Source organism: Bradyrhizobium sp. LM2.9 (assembly GCF_054056555.1).
This window is the reverse complement of sequence record NZ_JBSRYJ010000002.1, coordinates 7,768,695-7,780,218: the sequence shown is the minus strand read 5'-3', so window position 1 is coordinate 7,780,218 and position 11,524 is coordinate 7,768,695. Positions and strand designations below refer to the sequence as shown.

9 protein-coding genes are annotated in these 11,524 nt (G+C 59.4%); 4 read left to right on the top strand and 5 right to left on the bottom strand.

Going from position 1 to position 11,524, the window contains the following annotated elements; genetic code table 11:
- Positions 1-154 precede the first annotated feature (154 nt).
- On the bottom strand, positions 155-1,636 hold the full coding sequence (locus tag ACVWW3_RS39320) for a lipopolysaccharide biosynthesis protein (RefSeq protein WP_456672392.1): 1,482 nt from the start codon (positions 1,634-1,636) through the stop codon (positions 155-157).
- A gap of 239 nt (positions 1,637-1,875) precedes the next feature.
- Here ACVWW3_RS39320 and ACVWW3_RS39315 point away from each other — a divergent pair, with 239 nt between their 5' ends.
- On the top strand, positions 1,876-3,021 hold the full coding sequence (locus tag ACVWW3_RS39315; protein ID WP_456651137.1) for a glycosyltransferase family 4 protein: 1,146 nt from the start codon (positions 1,876-1,878) through the stop codon (positions 3,019-3,021).
- Between the two features lie 22 nt (positions 3,022-3,043).
- Here ACVWW3_RS39315 and ACVWW3_RS39310 read toward each other — a convergent pair whose 3' ends face one another.
- From ACVWW3_RS39310 to ACVWW3_RS39295, 4 genes are read right to left on the bottom strand one after another with little or no spacing between them, the layout of a single operon-like run.
- Positions 3,044-4,138 (bottom strand): acyltransferase family protein, encoded by a 1,095-nt coding sequence (locus ACVWW3_RS39310; RefSeq protein WP_456651138.1) that lies wholly within the window; start codon positions 4,136-4,138, stop codon positions 3,044-3,046.
- Positions 4,135-5,241 (bottom strand): acyltransferase family protein, encoded by a 1,107-nt coding sequence (locus tag ACVWW3_RS39305; protein ID WP_456651139.1) that lies wholly within the window; start codon positions 5,239-5,241, stop codon positions 4,135-4,137. The genes ACVWW3_RS39310 and ACVWW3_RS39305 overlap by 4 nt, the downstream gene beginning before the upstream one ends.
- 9 nt (positions 5,242-5,250) lie before the next feature.
- On the bottom strand, positions 5,251-6,594 hold the full coding sequence (locus ACVWW3_RS39300; RefSeq protein ID WP_456672391.1) for a hypothetical protein: 1,344 nt from the start codon (positions 6,592-6,594) through the stop codon (positions 5,251-5,253).
- Positions 6,595-6,601: 7 nt separating this feature from the next.
- The gene (locus tag ACVWW3_RS39295) at positions 6,602-7,813 is read right to left on the bottom strand and encodes an acyltransferase family protein (protein ID WP_456651141.1); all 1,212 of its coding nucleotides are present in this window, start codon (positions 7,811-7,813) and stop codon (positions 6,602-6,604) included.
- An 81-nt stretch (positions 7,814-7,894) separates the two neighbouring features.
- Here ACVWW3_RS39295 and ACVWW3_RS39290 point away from each other — a divergent pair, with 81 nt between their 5' ends.
- Genes ACVWW3_RS39290 through ACVWW3_RS39280 form a run of 3 tightly spaced genes read left to right on the top strand, consistent with a single transcriptional unit; the run spans position 7,895 to position 11,196 of the window.
- Positions 7,895-8,308 carry a hypothetical protein gene (locus ACVWW3_RS39290; RefSeq protein WP_456672390.1) on the top strand — a complete coding sequence of 138 codons (414 nt, stop codon included), beginning with the start codon at positions 7,895-7,897 and terminating at the stop codon, positions 8,306-8,308.
- Positions 8,305-8,934: a hypothetical protein gene (locus tag ACVWW3_RS39285; RefSeq protein WP_456672389.1), complete on the top strand. Its 630-nt coding sequence runs from the start codon at positions 8,305-8,307 to the stop codon at positions 8,932-8,934. Before ACVWW3_RS39290 ends, ACVWW3_RS39285 begins: the two co-directional genes overlap by 4 nt.
- Positions 8,935-8,964: 30 nt before the next feature.
- Complete coding sequence (locus tag ACVWW3_RS39280; protein ID WP_456651143.1) at positions 8,965-11,196, top strand: AAA family ATPase; 2,232 nt, start codon at positions 8,965-8,967, stop codon at positions 11,194-11,196.
- Positions 11,197-11,524: the final 328 nt, after the last annotated feature.

Sequence of the window (11,524 nt, the reverse complement as noted above, 5' to 3'; positions counted from 1 at the left end):
CGCGGGTCGTTGCGCGGCGCAGCGTTCGCGCCAAGACTTTTCCGGGCGATCTGCCACCTGCGCAGCTCGAGCAGATCGACCGCGAATGGCGTATTCTTCGCGCTGTTGAGCCAGCCCCGGAGATGCTTGCGAACAAGTACCGGAATCAATTGTTTCACGACGTCTTCCTCGTCTTCATCAGGCGGTCACACCACGCTTCACGACGAAAGCGATCAGGGAGAACAGCTGCTTCCGCCAGAACAGCAGGATGCTCATCACATAGGTCGCCCCAAAGCACGACGACAGCAGCCCCATTCCGCAGGTAGGGGTTCATGTCTGACGTCGCTTCGCGGCACAGCGCAACTGCGCCGTAGGCCAGAACAATTGCGCAAAGGCAGCCTGCGACCGGCCGCAGAAACTGGTCCCAGCTCAGCCCCAGCAACCGGAGCGCCAGCGCGAATGTCACAGGAGTCACCACGAGCTGAGCGATGGCGAAGATCGTCGCCAGCCGCCCTATGTCGTGCGACGGAATCAGAAACATTGCAGGCACAACCGTGCAGAATTTAAGAATGTTCAGCAGGAAGACGTAGTTCGGCTTGCCCATGGCGCCGAAATAGGCGCTGTTGACGAATTGCACGGTCTGAACCGCGCCGATCAGCATCAACGGTCTCATTACCGCTTCGCTGCCGCTCCATTTTGCACCAAAGAGCAGCAGTGACAGCTCCGGCGCGATGGCTGCAAGGAGCACAAAGACCGGAGAGCCGATCAGCGCTCCCAAGCTGACGCTGCGCAGATAGGCATCGGCAATACGATCACGCTCATGGGCGATCTTGGACAGCGCGCTCAACGCAACATCCATGACTGCCTGGGTCAGCAATTGCATCAGGATAATGTAAACTCTCGCGCCCACCGTGTAGATGCCGAGCGCCGCGACACCATAGAGCGACAGGATGATCATATCGATCGTACGTACGATGGCGAAATCAAGCAGCCTGTTCGACACGACGTGGATACTGTAACCGGTGAGCTCGCGAAAGCTCTTCAGGTTGCGGCCGCGCATGGGCAGCCATCGTGGCTGGCTCCAGAGCCACAGGCCGCTGACCGCGCTCTGAACGACCACCTGGATGACGAGGCTGAGCGCACCAAATCCAGCATAGGCGCAAGCGATTCCCACCACGCCGGAGATGGCGGTCGCTACCATGGTCCTCACCGCAAGCACGCGAAAGTCCATTTGTCGCTTGTAGAGCGCCTCCTGAAACAAGGTCGCGGTGCCAATCGGAAGCGAGAGGCTCGCGGCGGTCAATAGTGGCGCCAGTCCCTTCACGTCGAGCCAATGTTCGATATGCGTCGCCAGCAGCGCTATCAGGACCGCAAGGACCGACGATGCCGCCAACGAGCAGAAAAATGGCAGAGTCACGTCTTCGGGCTCGAGCGTACGGCGCTGGATCAACGCGTCACCAAAGCCGAATTCAGAGAGGGAGCTCAGGAGCAGCAGGATGAAGGCAACCAGCGCAGCGAGACCGAAATCAGTGGGATCGAGCAGCCGCGCCAATATCAGGAACAGAACAAACGACAGCGCACGGCCGCCCCAATTCTGGGCCAGCGACCACAACAACGCGACCACAACCTGCTGTTGTTTTCCTGGAGTGCCGTTCATCAACAAATCGACCCAATTCCAACAGATCCAGTCACAATCGCCCGCTAGAAAGCGAGGCAAGCGATGACCGCGCGTGCAGCTGTCTCAGTCACGATGACGGCCGCAATCGTGCGACAGTATGACGACCTCATGGCAATCAGATGAGCGCCATTGATCAGCCGATTTAGCGTGGAAGTGAGTTCAAATCGTGGACTACACTCCGGTCGGTCTCAACGATGTGATGCAAAATGGATGCCTCGATGAATACGTCCGCCACGCCTTCCAGGCACAACTCCAGGCGCTTGCGCGTAGCAATCTACGCACCGCATTTTGCAGAATATTCCTACCGGCTCGCATCAGGATTGGCCCGCCATTGCGACGTTCGCCTCGTCCTCAACCGCAAGGATGCAAACCAGCAATGGGAACTGGCCGACATCGCCGTGGCGAAAACCTTTGATACCCGGGTCCGCGATCTAAGCCTGCGCCGCGGCGGCGCGATCGGCATCCCGGCCTCCTTCCTCGATATAATATCCTTTCGTCCAGACGTGATTCATTGTCACGAAGTTCCGGAGATCTATACGTCCAGGCTGGTCCAGCTGCTGCGGCCGCTTGGAATTCCGCTGGCGCTAACTGTTCATGACGCCATTCCGCACTCGGAAGGCGGCTCCGGCACCTCTCCACGAGAGGATGGTTGGCGCGGACGCATGCGCTCGTCCGCGTCGCTCATCACGACGCATGGTGAGAGCTGTATCGGCGATTTTCGCCGCGCCTCACCTCACTTCAAGGGGAAAGTCATCTCCAGTATGCACGGCGTGCTCATGGTTCCGCCCACGCAAAGCGCGGTCACTGAGCCGGAATCCGGACGCATCCTGTTTTTTGGAAGAATGTGGGCTTACAAGGGCCTCGACGTCTTCATCGATGCGATCGACCTGTTGGCACGACGCGGGGTCGCGCACGAAGCGTTCGTCGCTGGTCGCGGTCCCGAGATGACGCGGCTCGGCGGGCGGATGGAAGCGATGCCGACAGTCAAGGCGATCAACGCCTACATCTCCCCCAAGGAGACGGGACGGCTTTTCCAATCCGCAACCGTGGTCGCCCTGCCCTACAAGGATGCCTCGCAAAGCGGTGTACTTGCATCCGCCTACGGCAACTCCCGCCCCGTCGTCGCCAGCGCCACTGGAGGCATTCCCGACGTCGTGACGGACGGCGTGAACGGGCTTTTGGTCCCGCCCGGCGATGCTGCCGCGCTGGCCGATGCCCTCGAACGGGTGCTGACGTCGAAGCCACTCGCCGCAGCATTGAGCGACGGTGCGCGGGAGACGGCAATTGGTCTGTTGAACTGGGATCGCATTGCCGATGGACTGTTGCCATCATATTACAAGCTCGCGGGCCGTGCCGTGAGCTGATCGTGACAGACATCGCGAACTTCTAGACGGATTGTTCCATCTTGCTCAACGGCCGAAACAACGTTGTGCGAACCGCGCCGTCCAGCAGACGCCTGAGCCTTACCTCGATCAGCTCGTAGCTGATCGCGCTTGCAACCAGCGACATCAACGAGCCGATCAGGATGAATGCCGCCCATAGCAGCCAACGATCGACGCCGACCGCGACGAGCTTCAGCCCGATCACCTGCAACGGAAACAGCACAAAAGGATGCACGAGATAGAGGCTGTAACTTATCTTCCCCACATATTGCAGGGCCGGCGTGCTGAGAGCCCGGGCCAGGCCTGAGTCAGGCGACAGCACCATTCCGAACAGCAGGAGACCGGGAATCAGTCCCACGAACGGATGAAACAGCACCAGGCTCGCATACATGGCGACCCCGCAAGCCAGGCCGGCTATCAGACCGAGAGGTCCCGGAATGGAGATACGCCAACCCGTGGCGCTGAACAGCATCCCGATGCAGAAGAACGCCGTAATCGGCCAATGCATGAGGCAGGCGACCCCCAGCAAGATCAAGGGCGTCGCGAGCATCCTGCCTCCGATGCGCAACATCGAAAATGTCAGCGCGAACCAGATGTAGAACGCCCACTCGTAGGTCAATGTCCAGGCGTTCTGCTGAGCGATGGGCAAGCCAAGCGCGTCCTGCACGAAGAACAGATTCGCGGCGAAGATTCCGAGATAGCTGGTCAGATCGATTCCGCGGAAGAACTTGTAGCCGACAACCGGGCCGACCGCGAACAACGCAAGATGCAGGACGACGAATACCGGCATGATGCGCAGGATACGGTCGAAGAAGAACCGCGGCAGCGAGCCGTGCCGCACCAGACTCGCCGGGATCAAGAAGCCGCTGATCATGAAGAACAGTTCGACACCATGCCCGCCGACATTGATCACCGACTGCAGCCAGAGCCAGAGCGGCGGCAGGAAGCCGGGATCCGGAATGTCGTACATGCCCCCCTTCGGCATGTCGTAGAAATGATCCATCAGCACGCTCAGGGCCGCAATGCCCCGCAGCCCCTGGACGGACGGAACGAACGATCCGTCGTGTCCTGGGCTCGCCTGGTGCGCAGCTCTCGTCACTCCGCGGCACCCTGCGTGCTGAGAGCAGGATCGAGAACGACCGGCTTCCTGCGCGCCGAGCGGAACCTCTGCCCGAAGGAAATGCTGGGCTTCTCGACGAAGGTATATGTCATCCAGCTGACCAGGATCGACAGCATCACGATCATGACGGCGAAGGCCGACCATCCCAACGGTCCATCGCCGACCCAAGCGAGGCGGTGGATCGCGACAATCACGAATGGCGACATCAAGTAGACGGAATAGCTGATCGTGCCGACGAACGCCATCGCGCGCCAAGCCATCCTCTCACCGAACGCAGCAAACGCGATGAAGACGAGCGCAGCGCAGACATAGGCCGATCCGATCGAATAGCTGTAGAAGAAGTTCTCCTGATAGACGCCGCCGAACCTCCTGTCGGACAACGTGATGGCGAAGATCGCGTAGAGCGCCGTACAAACGCCCACGTGCGACCAACGCAGCTTTCCGCCGACGACCGTGTCGCGCACGACCTTACCGAGGAACATCGCCGAAAGGTTCAGTCCAACCTCCATCAGAGACGAAACCGTCCTGCTCTCGATCAGAAGCGCCGCGGCCGTCCCAATCAACGCGGCAGCAATGACAATCCCAACTGCGGTCAGGGGCCGGTTCAGCAATCCCATCGCGAAGAGAATGGTGCACCCGACATAGAACAGCAGCTCGATCGCCAGCGTCCAATAGAAGACCCAGAGGTTCGGGATGTTCACGAAGGTCTGCAGCATCGTCACGTTGGCGACGATCTGCGACAGCGGATAGGCTTTGGACTCCAGCACCAGCATCGTGGCGAGCCCGATCAGCATCGAGGTCCAGTAGGCCGGATAGAGCCGGAAAAAGCGACTGATCGTAAAATCCCGCACTGGGGTCGCGCTATTCGGAAAACTGAACGGGATGACGAAACCGCTGACGAAGAAGAACAGCACGACACCGAACCGGCCGAAGTTCATGTAATAGCCGATCGCGTCGTGGAAGACCCAGTAGTAGGCGCCCGTCGGGTGCTTCTGGACGATCACCTCAAGCACGTGCTGGAACAGAACCGCCAACACGGCGATGCCGCGCAGCGTATCGATGAATGCGAGCCGCTTATGCATTGTTCGTTCTCACCTGCTTCTGCCCGCCGCCGTCCTCGGCACGTCTATGCCGAGACCGTCCAGCGAGCGTATCGGCCGCGGTACCTCCATCGGGACGGCATCAACTGCCCGCGCGGATGTGGCGCGCCGGGAGAATACTTCACTGAAGCTCAATGCGATGATCAGGAGGCCCGACGCCGGACCGTAATTCAAGACCGTGATCGTGAACAAATTGACGACGAAGATGAGCGTCAGCTTGTATACGTCGGTCGCCCCAAAGTTCGCACGAAACACCATCACCATGAATGCAACGAACGGGAGCCCGAACATCAGGTATGTCCCGATGTAGAAGTTGTCGACGGGCACCCAGTACGCCGCGAGCGGCGAGAACAGCTTCTGCGGATAGTTGAAGCAACCCGCGCCACAGCCCGTTACCAGACCGATTGGCATCAGTTGGCTCATATAGACGAACGGCAACTGCCAGCTGTTGTTGATCCGGTCGATAATGCTGAACATGGTCGAGTGCGGCACCGCCGCCGTTCCCGATGCGACCACAATCATGAAGAACGGGACCAGGATCGCAGCAAACGACCACAACGCGATAGCCCGGATCGCGGGGAAGCGCGACTTCTCCGGCAACATTCGCACGATCACCAGCAGCACCAGGTACAGCACAAGGACGATCATGGTCGTCTTGCTGGTGGTCAGGCGAATGACGTAAACCGCAAGGGAGCCGTACAGAAGGCACCACATCGTGCTCTTGCGAATTGACGTGATCGCAAACGACACCAGGATGAAGAAGGCGGCCATGGTATTGTCGGCGGCAAAGCCCATAAGGCGCTGATCGTCGCCGCCGTAGGCCCACCACAGCCGGCCCGCCTCGCGTACCGCGCCGAAAGACTCATATTTGTAGCCGACCCAGGGCATGACGTAGAATTTGGTCAGCAGCACGCCGATCACGGAGAGATAGAAGGTCGCGGCGATCACCGACAGCAGCTTTCGGTAGGAACCGAGGCTGGAATCGCAGAAGCAGAATCCGACAAACACGGGCAGCATCATCTTGAATGATGAGATCGCTGCGGTGGCGGTGCCCATCATGAAGTAGCCGAGAACCAGCGACAGCATGATTTGCGCGAACACCAGGAGGGCCAGGGTGCTGCGATTGCGCAGAATGCAATGGACGAAGAACTGGACCAGACACAGCAGCGCAACGGCGTCGGGCAGGTACCAGAGCGTGTCGAGGTGAAGGATGCTGGTGTAGTAGCGTATCACGCCGCCGAAGGCATCCCGGACCAGATAGACCCCGAGCGCGATCGCCTCGATGTTGAGGCTGATCAGCGTGATTCGCGGGCGCTGGAGCGCGAGGGCGGTCATGCTGGCCTCAGTTCGTCAGCCGCGCCGATGGCGCAGGAGATGCCGAGAAATCGGGCCGGCTTCCAAGAGCGTTCCGAAGCAGCTTGCCGCCGAGGACTTCGATATAGAGATAGCTGAAGTGAGAAACCACCAGCACCGCTGCCAGTGAGACCACGAGATTCAGCGTGGCCGGCAGTCCCGCCCAAATCGAATCGAGTGCAGCGATCGGCCGCGGCCCGAGCGCCCGCACGAAGTACTCCGCGAACAGCACCACGAGCGCATGCACCATATAGATTGAGTAGGACCGGCGTCCGAGCCAGACCAACGGCCTTGCCACCAAGATCCGCGGCACCAGCAGCGCATCTGGAAAAGCCAACAAACTGCCGAGGAAGATCGCGAAAGTCAGTGGCGCAAGGAAGGTAATCGCCGGATTGGTCTCCGCAAGCGACACCAGCGCGATACTGGCAATCATGGCAACCAATTGCAGCAGGCCCTGCAGGGCCGGACCCGGCTTGCGCGGCAAGCAATGGACGACCTTCACCGTCAGCACGCCCAGGAAGAAGCTCACGAAACAGCGCAGGATGCCAAAGTCGGTCTGAAGCCCGAGGCTCCTCTTGTCGAGCACCAACACGATGAAAAGGAAGCTTCCGACCACCAGCAATCCGCAAAGGACGTAGAACCATAACAGCGAACGCATCCGCTGGGCGAGCAGGACGATCAGGCCGAACACCAGGTAAGTATAGAATTCGACGCTGATGCTCCAGCTCGGCGCGTTCCAGCTGAGATAGTCGATGAACCCCATCGAATGCAGAAGAAAGACGTTGAGCACGAAGGAATAGGCATTGTTCACCTCGAAGGCTGCGGGAGCTGCAACCACGACGCCGGCTGTGACCAAGCCGATACGCAGGAGGCGGAACAGGAGATTTGCGATCAGCATGACGATGTGCAGCGGGTAGACCCGCGCCAGACGCCGCACCATGAACTCGCGCAACGAGAAGCGGCCGAAGTCGCCGTCGACGTAACCCAGCGACATCACGATGCCGCTGAGAACAAAGAACAAGTCGACCAATAGCCACGCGCTTCTGAAGAATGAGCAATTGATCCACGCATTGTGTGGGAATGCCGCCAGAAAAGTCGGCATCAGCAGAAGATGGTGGATCACCACAGATGTCGCGGCAACACCCCGGATGCTGTCAAGCGGCAAGACATGCGCTTTCTCACGATGAACCGGCTCCGTCACATCGACATTCCGTAGCTATTGCACTGCAGCAGTCTGTATCAGGTCTTTGCGTGCTTTCAATCTTCACGATTGGAGAATCGCATGTGGCGCATGACGACCAGCGATAAACTCATTGCTCGCTCTCATTCGGACATGCGCGCGACAAGTTTGCGCCGTTTTTGTTTTCGCGAGCGCCACGACGAGCTCCGAATGTTCGCGAGCGTTTGCGAACAAAGTATGCGCGAAATCCGGCCATGTTGCGATTCCCGCTTTATTAGAGGCGTTTCTCATTCGTTCAGGGATATCTTTGGAACAAAATGCGTGTGTCGGTTTTTGCGACTAGTCTCGTGGCGCCTCGAAAATCTTCAAACTGCAACATTCGTGGGCGGCAACGTGCTGATCGCGCAGGCATTGAAAATCTCATTGCAACCGACGAGAGACAGTCGTTGCATTCACAATCGGCTGCAGATTCAACTGAATGAAACCACGGCCTTTTGCATCGTGCACAAAAATTGACACAGTTGGCTGTCACTGCTCGCTGGTACTTGTTTTGCAGCAACGACGAAGGGACACGGATGAGCTGCGGATTGACACGTCGCCGTGCGAAGCCGCGACGGCTACCGATCATATTGACGGGGTGTGCTCTGATCGCATCGAGCGTTGGTCCTTCCCAAGCTCAATGCGTCGAATTCGCGGATCGCGCCTCGCAAGTCGAGCTCGACGCCTTCGTAAAATCGCCTTCTTCGCTCCTGGAGCGGCTGCGCAACGATAAAGAGAAGCTGAGGTCCCGGCTTTCCACATATATCGCGACCAATCCCTCGGTATTGCCGTCAGTGCAGACGCTGATTTCCGCGGCGGCTTCCCCCGATCGCTCGGCGATCGGCGCAGCGCTGCGGGTCGCAGAAGCGCGATGCACGTCTACGAAGCCGGACGCTGCGCGCAAGATCAAGGATTTCACGCAACGGGTCGGGGATCTCGCCGTGCAAGCAGGCTATTCCGCTGCGGGGGAAGATGCATCCAGCGCGCCATTGCAGCCGAGAGACAATGGACCGGCCCTTCCGACTCGGGGCGGAGCTCTCTTGGACGGCGAGTGGAAGACCAAACTGGCCAACCCGTTCAAACCTGTTCCCATCCCAAATTGATCAGTGACCGTTAAGGCAGCGAATTTGCAAATGTATCAGCCCAGAGAACACTTCCGATCGGGACACCGATTCGGCATCGAGTTTGGCGGCGCGGTCCTCAGCTTCGACCGCGTGACCGACGTCCTCCGTCGGCAATGGCCCCTCATCGCTGCGACAGTTGGCGCAGCGCTGGCTCTGGTGATCGTCTACCTGATCCTGGCGAAGCCGATGTATACGGCGAACGCCCGCATCATGATGGATACCCGACAAACCCAGGTTCTGGACAAGGACAGCGGCACCAACAGCGCTTTGATTGACACGGGCTTTGTCGACAGCCAGGTCGAAGTTATAAACTCTGACGACCTCATCCTTTCCATCGTTCGCCGCCTGCGGCTAACGGAGGATCCGGAGTTCAACGGCTCCAATCCGGGACTTCTCACCACCGTTATCGGCAAGGTCATGGCTGTATTCGAATCCCGCGAACCGCCCTCGCAGGAGCGGATCGAACACGCCGTGGTCGAATCGATTCAAAAGGGTCTCAGAGTCGAGCGCGTCCTGACCACATACGTCTTGTCGCTCAGTTATCGCGCGCACAGCCCGGACAAAGCGGTCAAGGTCGTAAATGCGATCGCCGATGCCTATATCGTGGGCGCACTCGAAGCCAAATACCAGTCGACCAAGCGGGCGACTGAATGGCTCCAGCAGCGGAGTGTCGAGCTTAGCGAGCAGGCGACGGCCAGCGACCGCGCGGTGCAAACCTTCAAGGCGGAGCATAACATTGTCGGGACCAGCCGCGGCCTCATGTCCGAGCAGCAGCTGTCGGATCTGAATACACAGCTGGTTCAGGCTCGGGCGGCAACGGCCGAGGCCAAGGCCCGCCTCGACCGGATCGAAGCGGTTTCAGATCAGGACCTCGCCCAGCCGACCGTGACGGACGCCCTCAACAACTCGGTGATTACGCGCCTGCGCGCCCAGTATCTCGACCTCGCGGCCCAATATGCCGATTGGTCAAGACGCTACGGCAAGACCCATCTTGCGGCGGTCAATTTGGCCAACAAGATGGAGGAGCTGCGCAAGAATATCGCGGATGAACTTCATCGGATCGGAGACGCCTATCGCAGCGATTATGAGATCGCAAAAAGCCGAGAGTCGTCTCTTGACAAGAACGTGAAAGAGCTCGTCGCCCAAGCCGGTCACACCGGCCAGGCGGAGGTCAAGCTACGCGACCTCGAAAGCGCGGCGGATACCTATCGCAATCTCTACAATAACTTCCTCGAGAAGTTGCAAAGCGCCACTCAAAATCAGAGCTTCCCGATCAGCGAGGCGCGCCTGATCAGTACCGCGACCAAGCCCGATCGCAAGAGTTCGCCGCGAACGCTCTTGGCATTGGTGGGGGGCCTGGTAGGTGGCCTCTGCCTCGGCTTCGGGGTCGCGTTTGCCCGCGAGTTGCTCAATGATGTCTTGCGCACCCCCGCGGAGGTCGAGGACGAGCTCGGCGTGAAATGCCTTGGCGTCCTGCCGGATATTCGGCCCACGACAAAGACACGTGGATTGCTTTCGACATCCGCGAAGACCGACGTTGCGGGGCTGTCCCGCTACGTCGTCGATCATCCTTTCTCCCGGTTTGCCGAAACGTTGCGCAATATCAAAGTTTCGATCGACGTCGCGCGCCTGACCAAAGAGATCAAGGTCATCGGCATTGTATCGTCGCTGCCAAAGGAAGGAAAAACGACAGTCGCGGCCAATTTCGCTCAGTTGATTGCCATGACGGGGCACCGCACCATCCTGATCGACGGCGACTTGCATACGCGCTCACTCACGCGCGAGCTTGCACCTAACGCCAACAGCGGATTGGTCGAAGCCCTCAATGATCCGACCGCCTTCGGTTATCATGTGCAACGAAGCAAGGAGACGGGCCTCGATTTCCTGCCCTCCATCGTTGCTACTCGCATGGTCAATTCGGCCGACGTCATAGCGTCGAGGGCGATGGCCGACCTGCTTACGGTGCTGCGGGAACAGTACGAGTATATCATCATCGATCTCGCCCCGGTGATGCCGGTGGCGGACTCCAAGGCGTTCAGCGTCCTGATCGATGCAATGGTCTATGTGATCGAATGGGGAGCGACCACGCGGACTGCGCTTCAGGAATCGGTTTCGGGATCGGAGATCCTTCAGAAAAAGCTGCTGGGTGCCGTTCTCAATCGCGCCAACCCGAAGATGCTCGGGCGTATCGAGGCGTACAAGGGTAAGCACCGCAACAGCTATTACGTCGAGCCTGCCTGACGCGAGGGGTCGCGGTCAGCGATCGCGCCCCTCCGGAGACGGTCATCCCACCACGAGTTCTCCGACAGACGCGCTCGCCGGCCGGCTGCTGTTGCGATCCCCCGTTCCTCTCGGCCGAGCCACAGCGTCGCTCCAGGGTTAACCCGTGTTCAAGGCGCCGAATTGTTTAGCGGGCTCGATTCGGGCTTCGGAGTTCCCAGAAGCCGCGGGGACCAACCCGCAAAGGGGATGCGGACCGCGGATCGATCTGCCCACCCACCTGATCGCCTGATCTCCGTATTCATCCGGAATCCACAAATTGCGATCTCTGCCGTAGCCCAAGGTATGC